The organism is Collimonas fungivorans (genome assembly GCF_028292705.1).
Lineage (GTDB): Bacteria > Pseudomonadota > Gammaproteobacteria > Burkholderiales > Burkholderiaceae_D > Collimonas > Collimonas fungivorans_B.
Map to the genome: position 1 here is coordinate 1 of NZ_JAQGLV010000117.1, position 19,772 is coordinate 19,772.

Annotated in this window: 20 protein-coding genes; 14 read left to right on the forward strand and 6 right to left on the reverse strand. The window is 59.8% G+C overall.

Annotated features, from left to right (window positions below; genetic code table 11):
* The 6 genes from JWQ61_RS05605 to JWQ61_RS05630 form a co-directional block, all read left to right on the forward strand.
* The coding region (locus JWQ61_RS05605; RefSeq protein WP_304359656.1) for an SPFH domain-containing protein at positions 1–1,182 on the forward strand (1,182 nt) is incomplete at its 5' end.
* Between the two features lie 157 nt (positions 1,183–1,339).
* Complete coding sequence (locus JWQ61_RS05610) at positions 1,340–2,038, forward strand: TetR/AcrR family transcriptional regulator (protein WP_304359657.1); 699 nt, start codon at positions 1,340–1,342, stop codon at positions 2,036–2,038.
* A 14-nt stretch (positions 2,039–2,052) separates the two neighbouring features.
* A complete protein-coding gene (locus JWQ61_RS05615; RefSeq protein ID WP_304359658.1) occupies positions 2,053–3,033 on the forward strand; it encodes an HlyD family secretion protein in 981 nt (326 codons plus the stop codon).
* Positions 3,030–4,019: an ABC transporter ATP-binding protein gene (locus JWQ61_RS05620; RefSeq protein ID WP_304359659.1), complete on the forward strand. Its 990-nt coding sequence runs from the start codon at positions 3,030–3,032 to the stop codon at positions 4,017–4,019. Before JWQ61_RS05615 ends, JWQ61_RS05620 begins: the two co-directional genes overlap by 4 nt.
* Positions 4,016–5,158, forward strand: coding sequence for an ABC transporter permease (locus tag JWQ61_RS05625; protein WP_061540285.1), 1,143 nt, complete (start codon positions 4,016–4,018; stop codon positions 5,156–5,158). Before JWQ61_RS05620 ends, JWQ61_RS05625 begins: the two co-directional genes overlap by 4 nt.
* A gap of 23 nt (positions 5,159–5,181) precedes the next feature.
* The gene (locus tag JWQ61_RS05630) at positions 5,182–6,660 is read left to right on the forward strand and encodes an efflux transporter outer membrane subunit (RefSeq protein WP_304359660.1); all 1,479 of its coding nucleotides are present in this window, start codon (positions 5,182–5,184) and stop codon (positions 6,658–6,660) included.
* Between the two features lie 10 nt (positions 6,661–6,670).
* Here JWQ61_RS05630 and JWQ61_RS05635 read toward each other — a convergent pair whose 3' ends face one another.
* The 4 genes from JWQ61_RS05635 to JWQ61_RS05650 all read right to left on the reverse strand — a co-directional run bounded on the left by JWQ61_RS05635 (position 6,671) and on the right by JWQ61_RS05650 (position 11,639).
* A complete protein-coding gene (locus JWQ61_RS05635; RefSeq protein WP_304359661.1) occupies positions 6,671–8,881 on the reverse strand; it encodes a polysaccharide biosynthesis tyrosine autokinase in 2,211 nt (736 codons plus the stop codon).
* A gap of 116 nt (positions 8,882–8,997) precedes the next feature.
* A complete protein-coding gene (locus tag JWQ61_RS05640; RefSeq protein WP_304359662.1) occupies positions 8,998–9,432 on the reverse strand; it encodes a low molecular weight protein-tyrosine-phosphatase in 435 nt (144 codons plus the stop codon).
* Positions 9,432–10,559: a polysaccharide biosynthesis/export family protein gene (locus JWQ61_RS05645; RefSeq protein ID WP_304359663.1), complete on the reverse strand. Its 1,128-nt coding sequence runs from the start codon at positions 10,557–10,559 to the stop codon at positions 9,432–9,434. Before JWQ61_RS05645 ends, JWQ61_RS05640 begins: the two co-directional genes overlap by 1 nt.
* Positions 10,560–10,715: 156 nt before the next feature.
* Complete coding sequence (locus JWQ61_RS05650) at positions 10,716–11,639, reverse strand: LysR substrate-binding domain-containing protein (RefSeq protein WP_304359664.1); 924 nt, start codon at positions 11,637–11,639, stop codon at positions 10,716–10,718.
* Positions 11,640–11,735: 96 nt separating this feature from the next.
* On the opposite strand from JWQ61_RS05650, the gene JWQ61_RS05655 reads away from it, so the two are divergent.
* Genes JWQ61_RS05655 through leuD form a run of 3 tightly spaced genes read left to right on the forward strand, consistent with a single transcriptional unit; the run spans position 11,736 to position 14,670 of the window.
* Positions 11,736–12,611, forward strand: a complete 876-nt coding sequence (locus JWQ61_RS05655) for an alpha/beta fold hydrolase (protein ID WP_304359665.1) — start codon at positions 11,736–11,738, stop codon at positions 12,609–12,611.
* 18 nt (positions 12,612–12,629) lie between these two features.
* Entirely contained in the window at positions 12,630–14,054 is a 1,425-nt protein-coding gene (gene leuC, locus JWQ61_RS05660; protein WP_304359666.1) for a 3-isopropylmalate dehydratase large subunit, read from the forward strand.
* Positions 14,047–14,670 carry a 3-isopropylmalate dehydratase small subunit gene (gene leuD / locus JWQ61_RS05665; RefSeq protein ID WP_304359667.1) on the forward strand — a complete coding sequence of 208 codons (624 nt, stop codon included), beginning with the start codon at positions 14,047–14,049 and terminating at the stop codon, positions 14,668–14,670. The genes leuC and leuD overlap by 8 nt, the downstream gene beginning before the upstream one ends.
* A gap of 38 nt (positions 14,671–14,708) precedes the next feature.
* On the opposite strand, the gene JWQ61_RS05670 is transcribed toward leuD, so the two are convergent.
* Entirely contained in the window at positions 14,709–15,962 is a 1,254-nt protein-coding gene (locus tag JWQ61_RS05670) for a hypothetical protein (RefSeq protein ID WP_304359668.1), read from the reverse strand.
* 251 nt (positions 15,963–16,213) lie between these two features.
* Here JWQ61_RS05670 and JWQ61_RS05675 point away from each other — a divergent pair, with 251 nt between their 5' ends.
* The 5 genes from JWQ61_RS05675 (at position 16,214) to JWQ61_RS05695 (ending at position 19,344) form a co-directional block, all read left to right on the forward strand.
* The gene (locus JWQ61_RS05675; protein ID WP_304359669.1) at positions 16,214–17,239 is read left to right on the forward strand and encodes an NADP-dependent oxidoreductase; all 1,026 of its coding nucleotides are present in this window, start codon (positions 16,214–16,216) and stop codon (positions 17,237–17,239) included.
* A 76-nt stretch (positions 17,240–17,315) separates the two neighbouring features.
* Positions 17,316–17,642, forward strand: coding sequence for a YbjQ family protein (locus tag JWQ61_RS05680; RefSeq protein ID WP_014006218.1), 327 nt, complete (start codon positions 17,316–17,318; stop codon positions 17,640–17,642).
* 2 nt (positions 17,643–17,644) lie between these two features.
* Positions 17,645–17,947, forward strand: coding sequence for a hypothetical protein (locus JWQ61_RS05685; protein WP_304359670.1), 303 nt, complete (start codon positions 17,645–17,647; stop codon positions 17,945–17,947).
* Between the two features lie 19 nt (positions 17,948–17,966).
* Positions 17,967–18,920: a cupin-like domain-containing protein gene (locus tag JWQ61_RS05690; RefSeq protein WP_304359671.1), complete on the forward strand. Its 954-nt coding sequence runs from the start codon at positions 17,967–17,969 to the stop codon at positions 18,918–18,920.
* Between the two features lie 133 nt (positions 18,921–19,053).
* A complete protein-coding gene (locus tag JWQ61_RS05695) occupies positions 19,054–19,344 on the forward strand; it encodes a hypothetical protein (RefSeq protein ID WP_304359672.1) in 291 nt (96 codons plus the stop codon).
* Positions 19,345–19,361: 17 nt separating this feature from the next.
* Here JWQ61_RS05695 and JWQ61_RS05700 read toward each other — a convergent pair.
* Positions 19,362–19,772 (reverse strand): N-acetyltransferase (locus JWQ61_RS05700; RefSeq protein ID WP_304359673.1); only part of this gene is annotated, 411 nt, incomplete at its 5' end.

A 19,772-nucleotide genomic window follows, 5' to 3' on the forward strand; every position in this document is an offset into this window, starting at 1 on the left:
ACCTACTATATCAATCGCCTGTTTGCGACGGTCGAGCTGATCAAGAAGACCATCATTCCGGTCGGTTTTGTGGGGGTGGTGGTTTCGTACACCGGCCGCAAAGGCTCCGATTTGTCCGGCAAGGAATACAGCCATGGCGAACTGGTCGAGAGCGGCTGCCGCGGCGTATGGCGCGATCCGCTCATGCCGGGCAAGTACGCATTCAACACCTACGCCGGCAAGATCGAACTGGTGCCGACCACAAACTTTGTGCTGATGTGGAAGTCCGGCGAGAGCGGTTCCAGCTTCGACAACAACCTGCGCGAAATCACCCTGATCACCAAGGACGCCTTCGAGCCGCAATTGCCGCTGTCGGTGGTGGTGCATATCGATTACCGCAAGGCGCCGATGGTGGTGCAGCGTTTCGGCAATGTGGCGCAACTGGTGGAGCAGACCCTGGATCCCATGGTTTCTTCGTATTTCAAAAATGTCTCGCAGACCAAGACCTTCATTGAGCTGATCCAGTCGCGCAGCGAGTTGCAGACCAATGCTTCGGCCGACATGAAAGAGCGTTTCCAGGCTTATTCGCTGGAATTCCAGGAAGTGCTGATCGGTACGCCTAAACCGCAGCCGGGCGACACCAAGATCGAAAACATCATGGCGCAGCTGCGTGACCGCCAGATTGCGCGGGAACAAGTAGAAACTTTCGCCCAAAAGCAGATCGCCGCCGACAAGGAGCGCGAGCTCAACGAAGCTGAGCAGCGTGCCGCCAAGCAGAAGGAGCTGACCGGGTCGCTGGTGGACATTTCGATCAAGGAAAACCAGGGATCGGCCAATGTGAAAGCGGCTGAGAAGAAGCGCCAGGAAATCGAGGCATTGGCGCACGCGGAGAAATTCAAGCAGGAAATGGAAGGTTCCGGCCGCGCCTCGGCGATCAGATCGGTGGGGGAAGCGGAAGCCTCGGCGATCAAGGCCAAGTCCGAAGCGTTGCAAGGAGAGGGCGCCGACAAGCAGCTGATGCAGACGGTGATGCTGCGCCTGGCGGAAGCGTTCGAAACGTCGAAAGTGCCGCTGGTGCCGCAGATCCAGATGGGCGGCGGCGGTGACACCAATGCCTTCAATACCTTGTTGTCCCTGATGGGGTCATTGAAGGCCGGCGAGCTGGCACAGACACTGAAGCACGATGAAACTCCGCGCGCATGAATCCATGATCGACGGTGATAATCGCCTGAAGAAATAGAATATATAGTATTAAATCAATCAGATAAATCACATTTTTATGTGATTTGTCTGATTTTCATTGTATCTCGGGTGCATATCTGTCCTTGTAATTAATTAATGCATTGATTAATATTGGTTCATGACCAAACCAGCTTCAATACGCGGCCGGCCCCTGGCTTCAGACCGGGACCCGCGCGAAAAACTGCTCGATACCGCCACGCTGCTGTTCTCGTCGCAAGGCGTCGCGGCAACCACGGTGGCGGCGATTGCACGCCAGGCCGGCGTTACTCCCGCCATGGTCCATTACTACTTCAAGAACCGCGCTCAACTGATCGAGGCCGTGGTCGATGAGCGGCTATGCCTGTTCGTCAACAGCATCTGGGATCCGGTCACAGGCAACGAGGCGCCGGAACAGATGATCATGGGCATCGTCGAGCGCATGATCGCGACCACTGAAATCATGCCGTGGATACCGGCCTTGTGGGTGCGCGAAGTCCTGAGCGACGGCGGCGAGCTGCGGGAGCGCATGGTGCAGCGGGTGCCGCTGGCCAAGCTGGCCCGCTTCGCCGAGAACGTCGGCCGCAGCCAGCAGGCCGGAACCATCAATCCGGGGCTGGAGCCGGCCTTGATCTTTATCTCAGTGCTCGGCCTGACCATGCTGCCGTTGGCGATGGCGCGGACCTTGAAGAACGGCCCCATGCTGCCGCCGCCCCTGAACCAGGTGGCGCTGCTGGACAAGGATGTACTGAAGCGGCATGTCACGGCGCTGCTGCTGCACGGGCTGGCGCTGCCGGCCGCTTCATCTACCTTGCGTACCGATCCGCATACCGACGAATAGCAGAGGAAAATCCCATGCCGCCCAGCCTTGCCAGACGTTTTCTGCGATCTTCGACACTTGTGCTTGCTGCTTTGGGCTACCTGGCCCTGGCAGCGTGCACGCCGAACAACGACAACGACTGGCAGGGATACGTCGAAGGCGAGTATGTCTATATCGCCTCGTCGCAAGCCGGCCGCCTCGATCGCCTGTCGGTTTTGCGCGGGCAGCAGGTGGCGTCAGGCGCGCCGCTGTTCATGCTGGAATCGGGCGATGAGAGCGCCGCCCAGCGCCAGGCCCTGCGCCAGCTGCATGCGGCCGAGGCGCAACTGGCCGACATCAAGAGCGGCAAGCGGCCGCAGGAGCAGGAAGTAACGCGCGCGCAACTGGCCCAGGCCCAGGCCACAGCGACAAAGGCCGCACTCCAGCTTAACCGTGACCAGATCCAGTTCCAGGCTGGCGGCATCGCCAAACAGCAACTGGACGATTCACGCGCCGCCGCCGAGACCGCCGCGGCGCAAGTCAGGCAATGGCAAAGCCAGCTGGCGGTAGATCGTTTGCCCAACCGTGAGGCGCAGGTCCGGGCGCAGCAGGCCCAGGTCGCGGCGGCGCAAGCGGTGCTGGAGCAGGCCGACTGGAAGCTGGCACAAAAAGCTGTCACTGCCACCCGCAGCGGGCTGGTGTTCGACACCATGTACCGCGAAGGCGAATGGGTGGCGGCCGGCAATCCGGTGCTGCGCATGCTGCCGCCCGAAAATGTGAAGATCCGCTTTTTCGTGCCCGAAACCGTGCTCGGGCGGCTACAGGTGGGCCAGGCCGTGAAGCTCGGCTGCGACGGCTGCCAGGCCAACGTGGCGGCGCACATTTCCTACATTTCGACCGAATCCGAATATAACCCGCCCATCATCTACAGCAACCAGTCGCGCGCCAAACTGGTCTACATGATAGAAGCGCGCCCGGCGCCGGCCGACGCCCTCAAGCTGCACCCTGGGCAGCCGCTGGAAGTGAGGCTGCCATGACGGCGGCGAGCGGCAGTGCGGACAAAACCAACGGCGACCTGGTGGTCGATGTCGATCGCATCAACAAGCACTTCGGCAGCAAGCATGTGGTGAAAGACCTCTCGCTGCAGGTGCGGCGCGGCGAGATCTTCGGTTTCCTGGGGCCGAACGGCAGCGGCAAGACCACCTCGATCCGGATGATGTGCGGCTTGCTGACTCCCGATTCGGGCCATGGCACTTGCATGGGTTTCGATATCATCAAGCAAAGCGGCGAGATCAAGCGCCGGGTTGGCTACATGACGCAGAAGTTCTCCTACTGGGACGATCTCAGCATCCGCGAGAACCTGGATTTCGTCGCCCGCATCTATGAAATGAAGAACCGCAAGGAAGTAGTCGACCAGAGCCTGGAAAAACTGGGGCTGACCAGTCGCGCCAAACAGCTGGCCGGCTCCCTCTCCGGCGGCTGGAAACAAAGGCTGGCGCTGGCTGCCAGCATGCTGCACCAGCCGGAACTGCTGTTGCTGGACGAGCCCACCGCTGGCGTCGATCCGGCCGCGCGCCGCGATTTCTGGGAAGAGCTGCACAGGCTGGCGGCCGAGGGCATCAGCGTCTTGGTCAGCACCCATTATATGGATGAGGCCGAGCGCTGCCACAAGCTGGCCTACCTGGCTTACGGCCAGTTGCTGGTGCAAGGCACGGCCGCCGAAGTCGTCGCCGGACAGGGCTTGACCACCTGGGCCATCTACAACAAGCGCAACAGCGACATCCACGACAACAAGCTGGTCGGCCTGTCGCAGCAGCTGCACAACCAGCCCGGTGTGGACCAGCTGGTGGTGTTCGGCACTTCCTTGCATGTGTGCGGCAAGGATGCCGCGTTGCTGGAGAAAACCTTGCGCCAGATGACCGAGGGCCAGGGTTTGCGCATGGAGCAGATAGACACCAGCCTGGAAGACGTCTTCATCTACATGATGAACCGTTCGGCCGACAATTTCGGAGACCAGCCATGAGCGGGTTTTCTGGTTTTTCGTTCTCACGCTGGTGGAGCATCGTGCTCAAGGAGTTCCTGCAGCTGATGCGCGACCGTGTCACGGTGCGCATGATCACGGTGATCCCGATCATGCAGATGCTGCTGTTCGGTTTCGCCATCAACAGCGATCCGAAGCACATGCCGACCGCCGTCATCAGCGCCGACCACAGTGAATTCACACGCACCTTCATCGCCGCCATGAAAGCGTCCGACTATTTCGATATCGTGGCCGAGCTGCCGAACGAGGCCGCCGGCCGCACTGCGCTGGCGCAAGGAAAAGTGCTGTTCGTCCTGAATATTCCTGCCGATTTCACCCGCAGCCTGCTGCGCGGCGAACGGCCGGCGCTGCTGGTGGAGGCCGACGCCACCGATCCTACCGCTACCGGCATGGCGCTGGCGGCCTTGCCGCAACTGGTGCAATCGGTGGCCAACAAGGACTTGAAAGGCGCGCTGGCCAGGTTCAGCGGCGGCGCACCGGCCTTCGATGTGCAGGTGCAGCGCCTGTATAACCCGGAAGGCGTGACCCAGTACAACGTCGTGCCGGGATTGATGGGGGTGATCCTGTCGATGACGATGGTGATGATGACCGGCCTGTCGATGACCCGCGAGCGCGAGCGCGGCACCATGGAAAACCTGCTGGCGACGCCGGTATCGCCGGTGGAAGTCATGACCGGCAAGATCATGCCCTACATCGCTATCGGCCTGATCCAGGCCAGCATCATCCTGCTCGGCGCGCGTTTCATGTTCCATGTGCCGTTTGCCGGCAGCGTGCTGGCGATCTACCTGGCGGCGTTGCTGTTCATTGCCGCCAGCCTGACGGTCGGCATCACCTTGTCGTCGATCGCGCAAAACCAGCTGCAGGCCATGCAGCTGACCATGTTCTACTTCTTGCCGAATATCCTGTTGTCGGGTTTCATGTTTCCGTTCCAGGGCATGCCGAAATGGGCGCAGTTCATCGGCAACCTGCTGCCGCTGACTTATTTCAACCGCCTGATACGCGGCATCCTGCTCAAGGGCAACGGCTGGATTGACCTCTGGCCCAATGTCTGGCCGCTGATGCTGTTTACCCTGATCGTGATGGGCATCGCGCTGCGCTTTTACCGGCGTACGCTGGATTGAGGAATGCCGGGATGAAACCAATCATGAGTTATCCGCTCCGCAGATACTTGGCATGCCTGGGCATGGCCGGTTTGCTGGCTGCCTGTGCCGTTGGCCCGGATTTCCAGGCGCCGCCGGCGCCTGCCGTGCCGCAGTACACGGCGGGTGTGCAACCGCTGGCGACGGTCTCCAGCACAGGAGCCGGCGGCGGCGCCCAGCATTTCGACCCCGGCATGGATATCCCGGCGCAATGGTGGACCTTGTTCCATTCGCCGCAACTGGACGCGCTGGTGCGCGAGGCGCTGGCCAACAGCCCTTCGATAGCGCAGGCAAAAGCTGCCTTGCGCCAGGCCAGCGAAAACCTGGGCGGCCAGGTCGGCGCTACCCGTTATCCCCAGGTCGACCTGCAGCTGGGCGGTGTGCGCCAGCAGATCGATACCGCTGCGCTCGGCATTCCCAATGTGCCGCAGGCAGGGCCGTTTACGCTGTACAACGCGTCTCTCGACGTTTCCTATACGGTGGATGTTTTTGGCGCCAATACGCGCATGCTGGAAGGTTTGCAGGCGCAGGTGGACAACCAGGCGGCCGAATTGCAGGCGGCGCGGCTGACGCTGGCCGGCAATGTGGTGACTGCGGCTATCCGCCATGCTTCGCTGCATGCACAAATCACCAGTACCGGACAGATGCTGCAACTGCAGCGCCAGCAGCTTGGCATCATGGAACAGCGCCTGGCCGCCGGCGGCATCGCCGAACGCGACCTCAAGAACCAGCGCACGCTGGTGGCGCAGAGCGAAGCGGCGCTGCCGGCGCTGCTGCAGCAGCAAGCGCAAACCGGCCATCAGCTTGCGGTCTATCTGGGAAGGGCGCCGGCGCAGGCTGACCTGCCGCCGCTGGACCTGGACACCTTGACGCTGCCGGACAGGCTGCCGCTTAGCCTGCCTTCAACGCTGGCGCGCCAGCGTCCCGACATCCGCGCGGCCGAAGCAACGCTGCACCAGGCCAGCGCCGAGGTCGGCGTGGCCAGCGCCAATCTTTATCCGCAGCTCACCTTGTCCGGCAGCGTGGGGACGGAGCAAGGCCGGATCGCGGACCTGGCCGACAGCCTCAACGTCTGGAACATCGGCCTCAAGCTGATGCAACCGCTATTCCATGGCGGCGAGCTGCGCGCCAAGAAACGGGCCGCGGTTGCCGCCTACGACGCGGCAGCGGCCAGTTATCAGCAGACTGTGTTGCAGGCCTTGCAGCAGGTGGCGGACAGCTTGCGCGCATTGGAGAACGATGCGCAGGTTTTGCAGGCGAGAGCGCAAGCCGCGGAGAATGCGCGGGGCAGCCTGGCAATCACCTCGCGCCAGTACCAGGCAGGCGGCGTCAGCCATCTGAGTTTGCTGGATGCGCAACGCCAGGGTTTGCAAACCGAGCTGGACCGCACCGTTGCGCAAGCGGCGCGTTATGCCGACACCGCGGCCTTGCTGCAGGCCTTGGGCGGCGGCTGGTGGAATGGCGCAGCATCCGGCCAGCCCTGACCGTGGCGCATCAATAGGCGTAATTGACTTGCCGGTATTTTCCGTCCCGTATGCCGTAGTAGGAAGGCCGCAACCTGACGCCGTTGAGGACCACGCCTTTGGCTGAAATGCCGGACTGGTCCAGGCGTTTCAGGGATTCCTTGATCTCGCCGATGCTGCTGACATCGGCTCGCGCGACCAGCAGTACCGTGGCGGCATGCTCGGCAGCGATCAGCGCATCGGTCACCGGCAGCACCGGCGCCGTGTCGAGCAAGACATAGTCGTAGCGTGGAGCAAGGGATTCCATGAGTTTCCTGAAATTCGCGTGCGACAGCAATTCCGCCGGATGGGACGGCAAATCGCCGGTCGAAATGAAGTCGACGTTTTCCACTACATTCCTGTGCAGAGCCTGTTCGACCGTCAAACTCCCGGCAATCAGGTCGGACATGCCGTTTTGCCGGCCCAGGCCAAAATACTGGTGCAGATAACCTTTGCGGAAATCGGCGTCGATCAGCAGCACTTTCTTGCCGGTTGCCGCCAGCACGGCGGAAAAGTTCACGGAAACGAAGGACTTGCCCAGGCCCGGCGTAGGGCCGGTCACCAGCACGATTTTATTGCGCGCTTCCAGCATCGAAAACTGCAATGCCGTGCGCAGGCCGCGTAAGCCTTCAATCGCGGTATCGGCGGATGCTGTTTGCGCCAGTACCGAGACTTGCGCCGCCTTGGCGCGGATCTGCTGATACAGCTGCGCCTGCTTTTCACTGTGAGCGACGGAGGCAAAAACCGAAACGCCCAATGCCTGCTCGATTTCATGGGCGTCGCTGACGCCGCCAAACAGGTATTTTCTCGCGCCGGCGCATGCCAGGCCCGCGACCACGCCGAGCAATGCCGACAGCAGCACGATCATGCCGCGATGTGGTTTGATCGGCTGGTCAGGAACGATCGCGGGATCGATGATGCGGACATTGCCGGTTTTGCCCGCTTTTACCAGGCGCAACTGCTGGGCGGAGTTCAGCAGCGCGGTATACAGGTCGGTATTGACCTTGACGTCGCGGTTGAGGCGGAACAGGTTCTGTTCGAGCAGCGGCAGTTTTTTGATCTGCGCCGTGTATTTATCGAGTTCGCGGCTGATTTCCTCGATCTGGCGGTTGACGCCGACGACAGCCGGATGCGCGCTGGTGAAGCCAATCAGCAGTTCTTCTTTTTTCTGCTTCAGTTCTATCAGCTTGGTCTGGGCGGCGACGTTTTGCTGCAGCATCAGTTTCGACTCTTCACCCAGGTTGATGGTGCCGCTGCTGTTGCGGAACTGGTTGTACTTGTTCTCGGCCAGCTCCAGTTCTGCACGCAGTTCCGGTAATTTCCTGTCGAGGAAGGCCAGCGTTTTTTCGGCTTCTTCCGATTTCCGTGCAATGTTCTGGCGTACGTAGTCTTCGCCGATTTCATTGACGATGCTGGTAATGAGCTGAGGATCCGTGCCTTGCAGGGAGAGATTCAGTATGCCGGACTGTTTGCCTTTTTCCGCGACGTTGATTGCGGACCGCAGTTTGGCGAGCGTCTCCAGTCGAGAAGCGTGGTGCAAAATGAACTGCGCTCCAGGTTTGCCTTCAAGCGCGGCGACGTTGAGCGTTATGTCGCCGTATCTGGTCTTGGCATTCAGCTCCTGGCCGATTTTTCCTGTCAGATCGAGTTTGGAGGCGTTTTCGCGCAGGCTGAAAAGACCCTGGCCATTTACAGTCAGTATGAAATCCTTGTTTTCCAATCCCCTGGGAACGGTAAACCGCGCCACGTCTATTTTCTCCGCTCCCCATGCATAGCCGCCACGGCCGAATACGCCGGGCGTGGACAAACCGGTTTCGTCTTCAGCGATCCAGGCGCCGATCAGGGGGAAATACCTGGGGCGGGCAGAGACGTCCAGGTGCAGGTTATCCACCGCCTGCGACGCCAATGTGCGTGAACGCAATATCTCGATTTCGGCGGAAGCATCAGCTTTCACGTCGGCCAGAAACGACAAGCCGCCCAACAGGCTTTTTGTGGAATTCGGACCGTCTTCCACCTGCACCAGCAGGTCGGCGCTGTAAACCGGTTCGGTCAGAAACGCATAGGTGGATCCTAACAGCGTGGCCGCCAGCGCTATGCAGACGATCAGCCAGCGATTGTCGAAAATCACGTCAAGGAGGGTGGCGAAGCTGATGGCTTCTTCACCAAAAGCTTCCTCGGAAGCGGGGCGTTGTTGAGCATTCATTTTTACTCTGTTTTCTGCATGAGGATTATTGCTATTTGATTAATTAAAGTGGCATGGAGAAATGCCATGGCATTGCCGCCAGCTGTTTTCCGTTCACGCTTATTGGTGGATTCGCGTCAGCCGATGCGCGCTATTTTTTGCGTTATTTCAGCGATGCCGTCGGAGATCAGCCGGTACGCTTGCCGAAAGCTGCTCATCTCCTGCCGATACGGATCCGGTATGTCGACATTTCCGAATTCGCCGTTGCGCAGCACCTTGCCCTTGGCCGCGGGATATCGTTGCTCGATGTAGCGTTTTTGCTCGCTGTCCATAGTCAGGATCAGGTCGGCCTCGCTTACCATCCATCCGGCCAGTTTCTGCGCACGATGGCGGCTGATGTCGATGCCTTGTTCCCGCATGATCTGAATTAAATAAGGATCGGCGGGATGGCCGACCATGGCGTCGACGCCGGCCGAACGCACCGTCTTTTCCGGAAAGGCCTTTTGCAGCAAGCCTTCCGCCATGGGGCTGCGGCATATGTTGCCGATGCAAATGACGAGCAAGTTATTCATTATTTTCCCGCTTGCACCGCGCTGGTCACAGACTGCGCGCTGGGGATAACCAGGCTCACCACGCGCGACCAGAGCGCCAGCGGCGCGGCATCGACATAGACCACATCCTTTGCCTGCAGCTGGAAACGTTCGGCCATGATGAAAGCTACCGGGGAACGCGCATCCAGGTGATACACCTGCGGCTGCGCTGCATCGGCGGCGGCGCCGCGCACGACGTACACCTGGCGGCCGTCGCTGGTCAGCGGATTCAGTCCGCCTGCTTCACCCAGCGCTTCGGCCAGGCTCAGCTGGCCATCGCGCAATGTCAGCGTGACAGGATGCGAAACTTCGCCGAGGACAAAGACCTTGCTGTCGTCGCGAGGAAATATCCGTATCGCATCGCCGCCGGCCAGCATGATGGCGGCGGGATCCATCCCTTTGCGCACCAGCAGCGGAAGATTGACGCGGTAATTCTTGCCCGCCCGTGAAATTTCAACATGAGTCGCGTCGCCCGTCGGCAATACGCCCTCGGCGCGGTTCAATGCTTCCGCCAGGGTCATCGGGATATCGTTGATTGTCTGTATTCCCTGGGTTTTCACTTCGCCGCTCACATATACCCGTTGGCTGCGGTACGCCTGTACACGCAATGTCAGATTCGGTTTTTTGAAATAGCGTCCCAGTTGCTCGGTTAAAGCACTGCGTGCATCTGCTTCCGTCAGGCCGGCAAGTTTTATCAAGCCGACATAGGGAAACTGCACCAAGCCATTCTGGTCGACCACAAACCCGGGCGTCGTGCCGCTGCCGATGCCGGCAGCCGTGCCTTGGGCAATGCCTGCCATCATCGGCGCAACCAGTTCCGGATGGTCCCACACGGTAATGGAAAGGATGTCGCCATTGCCTATCAGGTAAGGCGTCGGCTTGCCCAGCAATGGCGCGAGGTCCGGATCGGCGCGGTTCGTTCTCGATAATTGCTCTTCTTGCAACAATCTGGGCGTGATAATGCGCAGCATCGAAGGACCGGCGTCCTCCTGGGCAGTTAACTCTGCCTCATCCATGCGCATTCCCGGTACGGTCACGCAGGCAGAAAGACAGAAGGCCAGCGCAACAATGCCCCAGCGGCGCAGATAAGTTTTGAAGGAAGAAGCCATATTGTTCTCAGTCTTGCGGTAAGGTCAAAATTCTACAGACCGAGGAAAAAATATATATGGGACTTATCCTTTTCATGGTGGGAATAGGTCAAAACAATTGTGGGATTTTTCCTTCCCGCGACGCCTGGATCGCCCAGCCGCGACTGCGGCTCCTGCTTACCACGTCTCTTCCTTCCCGTTTTGCCGAGCCAGGTGCGACTTGAAACGGTCCGCGGCGAAATCTACAAAAGCAGTGACCTTGGCGGACAGGTTCAGCCGCTCCGGATAGACGGCAAAGATGTCGGAAGGCGGCAGCGTCCAGTCGCCGAGTACCTGGCGCAGGCGCCCTGAGCGGATATATGGCGCCACGTCCCATTCGGAACGCAGCAATATGCCATGTCCGGCCAGCGCCCAGTCCAGCGCGATCTCGCCATCGTTGGTGCTGAGCGCGCCGCGCACCTTGACGGTTTCCTGCCGCTTGCCCTTGCTTAAGTGCCAGCTGCCGTAGGCGGCGTCGTTTTCCCGCAGCACGATGCAGCCGTGCTGCTGCAGGTCGCGCGGCGCCAGCGGCGCCGCATGCTGTTTCAGGTATGCCGGCGCCGCGCACAATAAGCGCCGGTTGGAGGCGATCTTGCGGGCGATGATGCGCGCATCCGGCAGCTCGCCGATGCGGATGCCGATATCGAAAGCCTGGTCTGCCAGGTTCAAGGGGCGGTCGGACAGCTGCAGCTGGACTTCGACTTCCGGATAACGCTTGCTGAATGCCGAAACGGCCGGCCCGATATGCTTGCGGCCGAAGCCGAAGCTGGCGTTGATGCGCAACAGTCCCTTGGGCACGGCGCGGCTGTTGCTGACCGTACGTTCCAGCGCCTCGATGTCGGCCAGTATCCGGGCGCCGTCCGCCAGGTAAATCTCTCCTTCGTGGGTGACGCTCATGGTGCGGGTGGTGCGGTTCAGCAAGCGCACGCCCAGCCGCTGCTCCAGGTTCGCCAGCCGCTTGGTGACCGCGGGCGGGGTGACGCCGAGTTCGCGCGCCAGCGCCGCAAGGCTGCCGGCCTTGACCAGCAGGGCAAAAAAAGCAAGGTCTGAGATAGTGTTCATTATTAAATTTAAGGAACTAATAGAGTTAATATCAATGAATTATAAATCTTCAGGCCGGTTATACAATCGCCATAACGATAGAAGGAGGAGCGGCAAATGTTTTCTGGATTCGAACATGGTGTGGCCGAAGTCAACGGTACCTGCATCAAGTACCTGCGCGGCGGCAGTGGCCCCGCGCTGCTGTTGCTGCACGGGCATCCGCAAACCCATGTGATCTGGCACAAGGTGGCCGAACGGCTGGCCAGCCGCTTCACGGTGATCGCAGCCGACCTGCGCGGCTACGGTGACAGTGGCAAGCCGGCTGGACTGCCGGATCACAGCAACTACTCCAAGCGCACCATGGGACAGGACCAGATCGGCCTGATGGCGCAACTGGGTTTTCCGCAGTTCCTGTTGATGGGGCATGACCGCGGCGGCCGGGTGGCTTATCGCATGGCACTCGATCATCCGCAGGCCGTCAGCAAGCTGGTGCTGCTGGATATCGCACCGACGCTGGCCATGTATGAACAGACCACGATGGCCTTCGCCACCGCCTATTACCACTGGTTCTTTCTGATCCGGCCGGCGCCTTTCCCCGAAATGCTGATCGGCGCCCATCCCGAGGAATACCTGAAACACACCATAGGCGGCCGCAGCGCCGGCCTGGCGCCGTTTACGCCGCAAGCCTATGCGGAATACCTGCGCTGCCTGAGCGATCCGGCCACCATCCACGGCATCTGCGAAGACTATCGCGCCAGCGCCGGCATCGACCTGGAGCATGAACGCCATGACCTGGCGCTGGGTCTCAAGATAGAGTGCCAGACGCTGGTCTTGTGGGGCGCGCAGGGCGTGATCGAGAAATGTTTCCAGCCCATGCAGGAATGGCGGCAGCTGGCGAGCCGGCTGAGCGGCAAAGCGCTGGCTTGCGGCCATTACATTCCCGAAGAAGCGCCTGACGCCTTGCTGGCCGAAGTCCTGCCGTTTTTTGCCTGAGCGGCCGAGGTGATTACCATGTCGCAGCGTACGCTTTATAGAAAACTGGTCGATTCGCACACCGTGGCCCGGCTCGACGAGCAGCATGTGCTGCTGTATGCGGATCTGCACATCATGAACGAATACACCAGCCCGCAGGCGTTCAGCAGCCTGCGCGAGAAAAATCGCAAGGTGCTGCGGCCGCAGCAGCAGCTGGCGGTGGTGTCGCACATCATTCCGACCCATCCGGTCAGCGTCGCCGAGCGTGTGATCATCGATCCGCCGTCTGCCCTGCAGGCCAGCAACCTGAAGCGCAATTGCCGCGATTTCGGCATCAAGCTGTTCGACACCAATCACGAAGAGCAGGGCATCGAACATATCATCGCCCCCGAACACGGCTGGATCCGGCCCGGCATGGTGGTGCTGTGCGGCGATAGCCACACTACCACTTATGGCGCCCTGGGCGCGCTTGGATTCGGCGTAGGAACTTCCGAAGTGGAACACATCCTGGCGACACAAACCCTGGTATACCGGCTGGCGCAAGACATGCGCATCAAGGTCGACGGCCGGCTGCCTGCCGGCACTTCAGTCAAAGACCTGATCCTGCTGATCATCGCCCGCATAGGCGCGCAGGGCGCACGCGGTTACGCGGTGGAATTTTGCGGATCGACGATGGCGGCGCTGTCGGCCGAGGCGCGCATGACCCTGTGCAATATGGCGGTGGAGGCAGGGGCGAGGGCGGCGCTGATCCGGCCCGACCAGACCACCTTCGACTACATCAGGGAAAAAGCAGCAAGCCTCGATGAGCAGGAATTCGCGCAGGCGCTGGCGGATTGGGAGCAGTTGTATTCCGACCGAGGCGCCGTCTTTGATATCGAACACGTATTTTCGGCATCGGAAGTTGCGCCGTTCGTGACCTGGGGCACCAGTCCCGACCAGGCGATGGCGGTCACGGCATCGATACCCGATCCGGCGCTGGCGGCCGACGCTCAGGCCGGCGCCACCATCTCCCAGGCGTTGCAATACATGGGGCTGGCCGCCGGCGGCGCCATGCTTGGCTTGCCGGTCGACCGTGTCTTCATCGGCTCGTGCACCAACGGCCGCATCGAGGACTTGCGTAGCGCCGCGGCGATAGTCAGCGGCCGCCATGTTGCGGCAACGGTCAGGGCCATGGTGGTGCCGGGCTCCGGCGAGGTGCGCCGCCAGGCCGAGCAGGAAGGCCTGGCCAAAATTTTTATCGACGCCGGATTTGAATGGCGCCAGCCGGGATGCTCGATGTGCCTGGCGATGAACGACGATGTGCTGGCCCCGGGCGAGCGTTGCGCCTCCACCACCAACCGCAACTTCGAAGGCCGCCAGGGCCGGGGCGGCCGCACCCACCTGATGAGTCCGGCGATGGCGGCGGCTGCCGCGATAAGCGGCTGCATCAGCGACGTACGCAAACTGGAGAACCGGCATGCATGACAAAACACGCATAACAGGCATCGCAGCACCGCTGCTGATCGACAACCTCGATACCGACCAGATCATGCCCAAGCAGTTCCTGCGCACTATCACCAAGGAAGGACTGGACCGGGGCGTGCTGTTTGACTTGCGGTTTTACCCGGATGGCAGGCCCAGGCCGGATTTTGTGTTGAATCGTCCGGAATATGAAAATTCCAGCATCCTGATCGGTGGCTCCAACTTCGGTTGCGGCTCCAGCCGCGAACACGCGGTATGGGGCTTGCAGCAACTGGGCATCGAGGCGGTGATTGCATCCAGCTTTGGAGAAATATTTTTCAGCAACGCGCTGAACAACCGTCTGCTGCTGATCGTGCTTGAGCCGGACAAGATCAAACGTCTACTGGAAGAGTTGGCGGCCGGAAATCATCATCTGATCATTGACCTGGCGACAATGGAACTGCAGTGTGTCTCGCTGGCGTTCTGTTTTTCACTGGGCACGCGACATAGGAAAATGATAGTAGAGGGGCTAGATATGGTAGCTGCGACTTTGCAGTTCCTGCCGCAGATAGAGGCATTCGAAAAGGCGCACTACGGAGCCTGCCGTTGGGCCAGGGTGCTGGCTGAGCAGGAGCGCTGAAGCCGGCGTTGCCGGCCTCAGCTCATGGCTTGCAGAAGTTACAGTGCCGAGATGACAGATGCATCCGGTTGTGCGATTACCGGGCAATTGATGATCAGCCCGTTTGGAACCAGAGGGATAAGATTTCCTGTTGCCGAGCCCGCCGCGAGACTGGTGACTTGCCCCGATTCAATGAGCTGTTTCAGCTGCTTGACGCTCTTGATCCTGACTGCATTTTCCGGACGGTTCCATTTCGAAATATGCGCGTCCCACAACGGGCTGTAATTATTGCTGTTGCCTTCCACGTTGTTGGCAGGCTGTAATGGAAACACGTTGATCGGGTCAGGCTTGTAGCTTGGCGTTTTTCCTGCTTCCACTTCCAGCTTGTAGTTGTAGATCAGCGAGTTAAGTCCTTGCTGCTCAGGGGTTCCCTCTGCCTGGCCATTACCGACCGGGGAAAAAGCCAGCAACGGCGAGTTATCTGCAGGAAGATCTTTTCCGAATGTCTTGATTGAAGCAAGCCTTGGCGCATATGTGCCGCCTTCTATAGCTGCCGGCCCCGGATCGTTGGCATCGGTGACCAAATGGTAGTAGTACTGCTTGTTGTCTTGGTAACCGTCCAGGAAGCTGAGCGTGGCGGTCATGTTTTTCTTGTCTATATTGCCGCCGGCGCCATCAACGATATGGTCGTGATCGCCAGTTGCATTGCTTACATAGGAGATATTCAAAACCACACCGCTTGGCAATTTCACCAAAGGCGAATATTTGCTGTCGCCGAATGCGCCTGGCACTGGCGAGGCGAGTTGCTCCAGGGCTGTCGAATTTGAAGTAATGCCAGCTACTCCCAGCGATCTCACCGGACTGAAATCGACGCTGCCTTCAAATACCAGTCGACCGTCTTTGTCGAACGTGGCTTGCTGCACTGCATCGGTTTCAAGCGCATGGACCAGTTTCGGGGCATAGTTAACTCCAAGCTGTTTTGCCGTCTCAAAATCGGACGCTTCGGTAATGATGTAGTACTCGGCACCTTTCGAACTCGAACCCTTATAGAGCGGTAATTTAACGAGCTGGGCTTTAAAGTCAATTGCCAGCGTGCTTGGGAAAAAGACATTCCAGTTGCCTGGGTATTTTGCTGCCAGTATTTTGTTTCTGTATTCAGTTCCGTTCAAACCAATTTCTGCTCCGGCTGAAGAAAGCAAGGTCTTGGCATCGGCAGTCGTATCAGGAACGGAAGGAGACGAATCGCCGCCGCATCCAGCCAGAAAGATGGTGGCTGCGACAGGAATTGCTGCCAGCTTAAAAGTTTTTTTCATTTATATATCTCGCTATTCTTAAATATTAGTCATCAAGTATTTGTTGTAATAACGCGATACACAACTTGTTTGCCTATCCCGTTAAATCACACAAAGACAAGTGTAAGTTTTAAAAAAAGCAAGGCAATCGGAGCGGGACTAATCCTCTGTAGGAAAAATCTTTATATGCCGGCGGTGTTTTTTGAGGCCAGGCCAACGCAATCAAGACAATTTGGCTACACTGTCAGGCCAAAAGCAACCAGGCTCCGAACATGCAAACCACCTACCAGAACCAGCAATGGTTTTACGTTAAGCGTCCCGACGGACGCGTCGGCAATGAACACTATGAGCTGCGTAAAACCGAACTGGACGGAAATCTCTCGGCCAATGAAGTGATCCTGCGCGCCAGGATCGTCAGCGTCGATCCCTATATCCGCATCCAGCAGCATGAGCGCAATACCTACGACGTGCCGCATCCGCTGGGCATCGTCCAGCGCGCCGGCGTGGTGGGCGAGGTGGTGGCTTCGGCCAGCCCGCTGTTCCAGGCGGGCGACTGGGTGTCGGCGTACAGCGGCTGGCAGCTTTATGCGCGTTGCCATCAGAGCGAACTCACCAAGCTGGACCCCGGCGCGGCGCCGGTTTCGACGGCACTGGGCGTGCTTGGCATGCCGGGCCGGACTGCTTGGTTCGGCTTGACCGAGGCCGGGCGTCCGCGTCCAGGCGATACCTTGCTGGTGTCCGGCGCTGCCGGCGCGGTCGGCTCCCTGGTGGCGCAGTTCGGCAAACGCGCCGGCTGCCGCGTGATCGGCATTGCCGGCGGGCCTGAAAAATGCAAATTCCTTACCGAGACGCTGAAGCTTGACGGCGCCGTCGACTATCGTGCACATACCACGCCCGCGGCGCTGAGAGCTGCCATCCAGGCTGCTACCGGCGGCGTCGATATCTATTTCGACAATGTCGGCGGCCCGATTACCGACGCCGTCATCCCGCTGATCAAGCGGCGCGCGCGCATCATCATCTGCGGCGCCATCAGCCAGTACGACGGCGGCCTGGATACGCCCGACCTTGGCCCGCGTTTCCTGCAGCACATGCTGTTCCAGCGGGCGACCATCCAGGGCATCCTGGCGCGCGACTTCGCCCATCGCATGGATGAAATGCTGGCGATCGTGGCGCCGTGGGTGAAGAGCGGCGAGATCGTTTTCCAGGAGACCTATGTCGACGGTTTCGAGCAGTTGCCGGAAGCGCTCAACAGCCTGTTCGAAGGAAAGAATACCGGCAAGCTGCTGGTTCGGGTTTAAGACGATAACCGAGAAATTTCCGTGAAGCAGCCGCACTGAATTACAATTGGACCAGGGCAATGTCTAAGGGGCCAACATGCTTGTAGTTACTACGGAAAACATCTCGGGTTACCGGGTCAAGGAAGTCAAAGGCCAGGTATTCGGGCTGGTGGTGCGCAGCCGCGGCCTGGCGGGCAATATCATGGCTGGGCTGCGTTCGATAGTGGGCGGTGAAATCACCGAATATACGCAGTTGCTCGAGGAAGCGCGCCGCCATGCAGTTGACCGCATGGTCAAGAACGCCCACAGCATGGGCGGCAACGCCGTGGTGATGATGCGCTTCGATTCCTCGGAAATGGGGCAGACCATGAGCGAGATCGTGGCATATGGCACGGCAGTGGTGGTCGAGCCGGTTGCGCCTTAATCATGTTACGCCTGCTGCTGCTTGGTTTTGCGATCCTGCTGGTGCTGGCCGGCCTGGTCTGCACCATTGCCGGCGCCGACGGCGCGTGGCCGTTCACCCTCTGGGGTTTGCTGCTGGTGGCGGCAGTCTTGCTGGAACGCTGGCGTTATTCGCACACGCCGAAAGCGGACGACGGCCCTTGGCAGGAAACCGGAGAGCGTTTTGTCGATCCGGAATCGGGGCGCGTGATGAGTGTTTGGTACAGCCCGGACAGCGGTGAACGGCGTTATGTTCCCATCAGTGAAAACGACAACCAGCTCCCTTGACATCGCAGGCAATCAGGATATGACGCAGATATTAGGTCCGGCATTCACGCTGGTGGAAGAAATCGAGGCGTCGCAGCTGGCGCAGGAGGGCGGCTTTGGCGAACGGACCCGGCCATTGCTGGTGAAGGGCGCGCTGCGCAATTGGCCGGCGCAGGAAAACTGGTCTTTTGAAAAGATGGCGCAGTTGCGCAATAAAGACGGTTCGGAACCGACCAGGAAATTCCAGAATGGCCTGGTGGAGCAAGGTGAAACCCAGGAACGGCCGTTGCTGCCGATTGCGCCGTACCTGCGCGAGCTTGCGGCGCTGGCGACAGAACCGGTCAGCGACGAGGCCGGCCTGCTGCCGAACCGGCGGCGCCTGCAATTGCAGCCAGGCGAGGAGTTCCATCTCAACTGGGCGCACATGCAATCGTTTACCCCGCACCAGAACTATCTGGCGCAATGGAGCATCCTGGAAGATTTCCCGCAGCTACGCAGCGATTTCGATATCCGCAGCTTGTGGCCCGGCTGGCGCTGGACCTGGGAATCGGTATTCATGGGTCCGGCCAACACCCACACGGGACTGCACCGCGACGTGCCCAACAACTGGTTTTGCCAGGCGCGCGGGGTCAAGGAATTTGTCATGTTCCAGCCATCGGAAGAGGCGTTCATGCGGCCGTCAAAAAAATACGACTGGGGTGCTACCCTGAGCTCGATCAACATTGCGCGTTTCGACCAGCACCCGGAACAGCTGCGCGACCTGGAACAGGCCAAAGGGCTGTATGCACGGGTAGAGCAGGGCGACGCCTTGTTCATACCGAAACGCACCTGGCACGCGGTGGTGTCGCTGGCGCCGTCGATCAGCCTGGCGGTATTCGGACTGACCGCCAAGGAGATACTGCTGAGCGGCGTGCCGACCGCGACCAAGGATCTGCTGCACAATATGCATCTATACCGCTGGGGGCATTGCATCTGCCACAAGCATCTGGCGTAGGAGGCGGAGCGATGCCGCTGAGGGAAATTGTCCGAGCCTTCCTGTGTGCACGGACAATAAATGGATGCCGGAACAGCGCTGAATTCCATTAGAATGACTGTCGCCCGATCAACACTGCATACTCAACGGAATTATGGATATCCTCACGCTGGAACATTTTGCCGCACGCGTTAATGAGACTTTTTATTCCGTGGGCGACGGCAATGCGCCTTTCGTGCTGGTCGAAGTGAAACCGTTGGCGGCGCCTACCATGGCGGGCATGCTGCGGGCGCCGTTCAGCCTGTTGTTCCGGAATTGTTCGCCTATCCTGTTCACCCAGAAAATCTTCCAGATGAAACATGAAGCCATAGGCGAAGTAGGTATTTTCCTGGTGCCGGTGGCGCGCGACCAGGAAGGTTTTTTGTATCAGGCGGTATTCAACTAGCCTGAATTTTCGCGGTCTTATGCCGCCTGCCAGCGCATACCGGTATATGGGCCGTCCTCGTCCGTCGCAATAAATCCAAGCCGTTCATAGAGCCGCCGCGCAGCATCGTTGCGCTGGTCGACGTGCAAATTCAGGCCGGCTTCATCTGTCTGCGCCAACTGCTGGGCGCCGCGAATCAGGGCCGTGCCTATGCCGCCGTTGCGCCATTGCGGCACCAGGCTGATATCGATGACCAGGAACTGCGGCGCCCGCCGCCAGAGGTACAGGCGTCCTATCGGCTGCGCTGCCGATTCAACCAGGCAGAAATCCGCATCCGGGTAATGGGTCAGATAGTGGCGGTGCTGCAGCGCGAACTGGCTGTCGAGAAAAGCATTTTTTTGCGCTTGCGGCCATGGCAGCGGCGCTAGTTCTTCGGCGCGCAGCTGGCG

What these genes read in the sequence shown, in the direction of transcription:
- JWQ61_RS05610 (WP_304359657.1), top strand. Translation starts at nt 1,340, where the DNA reads ATGACCAAACCAGCTTCAATACGCGGCCGGCCCCTGGCTTCAGACCGG.
- JWQ61_RS05615 (WP_304359658.1), top strand. Translation starts at nt 2,053, where the DNA reads ATGCCGCCCAGCCTTGCCAGACGTTTTCTGCGATCTTCGACACTTGTG.
- JWQ61_RS05620 (WP_304359659.1), top strand. Translation starts at nt 3,030, where the DNA reads ATGACGGCGGCGAGCGGCAGTGCGGACAAAACCAACGGCGACCTGGTG.
- JWQ61_RS05625 (WP_061540285.1), top strand. Translation starts at nt 4,016, where the DNA reads ATGAGCGGGTTTTCTGGTTTTTCGTTCTCACGCTGGTGGAGCATCGTG.
- JWQ61_RS05630 (WP_304359660.1), top strand. Translation starts at nt 5,182, where the DNA reads ATGAGTTATCCGCTCCGCAGATACTTGGCATGCCTGGGCATGGCCGGT.
- JWQ61_RS05635 (WP_304359661.1), bottom strand. Translation starts at nt 8,881, where the DNA reads ATGAATGCTCAACAACGCCCCGCTTCCGAGGAAGCTTTTGGTGAAGAA.
- JWQ61_RS05640 (WP_304359662.1), bottom strand. Translation starts at nt 9,432, where the DNA reads ATGAATAACTTGCTCGTCATTTGCATCGGCAACATATGCCGCAGCCCC.
- JWQ61_RS05645 (WP_304359663.1), bottom strand. Translation starts at nt 10,559, where the DNA reads ATGGCTTCTTCCTTCAAAACTTATCTGCGCCGCTGGGGCATTGTTGCG.
- JWQ61_RS05650 (WP_304359664.1), bottom strand. Translation starts at nt 11,639, where the DNA reads ATGAACACTATCTCAGACCTTGCTTTTTTTGCCCTGCTGGTCAAGGCC.
- JWQ61_RS05655 (WP_304359665.1), top strand. Translation starts at nt 11,736, where the DNA reads ATGTTTTCTGGATTCGAACATGGTGTGGCCGAAGTCAACGGTACCTGC.
- leuC (WP_304359666.1), top strand. Translation starts at nt 12,630, where the DNA reads ATGTCGCAGCGTACGCTTTATAGAAAACTGGTCGATTCGCACACCGTG.
- leuD (WP_304359667.1), top strand. Translation starts at nt 14,047, where the DNA reads ATGCATGACAAAACACGCATAACAGGCATCGCAGCACCGCTGCTGATC.
- JWQ61_RS05670 (WP_304359668.1), bottom strand. Translation starts at nt 15,962, where the DNA reads ATGAAAAAAACTTTTAAGCTGGCAGCAATTCCTGTCGCAGCCACCATC.
- JWQ61_RS05675 (WP_304359669.1), top strand. Translation starts at nt 16,214, where the DNA reads ATGCAAACCACCTACCAGAACCAGCAATGGTTTTACGTTAAGCGTCCC.
- JWQ61_RS05680 (WP_014006218.1), top strand. Translation starts at nt 17,316, where the DNA reads ATGCTTGTAGTTACTACGGAAAACATCTCGGGTTACCGGGTCAAGGAA.
- JWQ61_RS05685 (WP_304359670.1), top strand. Translation starts at nt 17,645, where the DNA reads ATGTTACGCCTGCTGCTGCTTGGTTTTGCGATCCTGCTGGTGCTGGCC.
- JWQ61_RS05690 (WP_304359671.1), top strand. Translation starts at nt 17,967, where the DNA reads ATGACGCAGATATTAGGTCCGGCATTCACGCTGGTGGAAGAAATCGAG.
- JWQ61_RS05695 (WP_304359672.1), top strand. Translation starts at nt 19,054, where the DNA reads ATGGATATCCTCACGCTGGAACATTTTGCCGCACGCGTTAATGAGACT.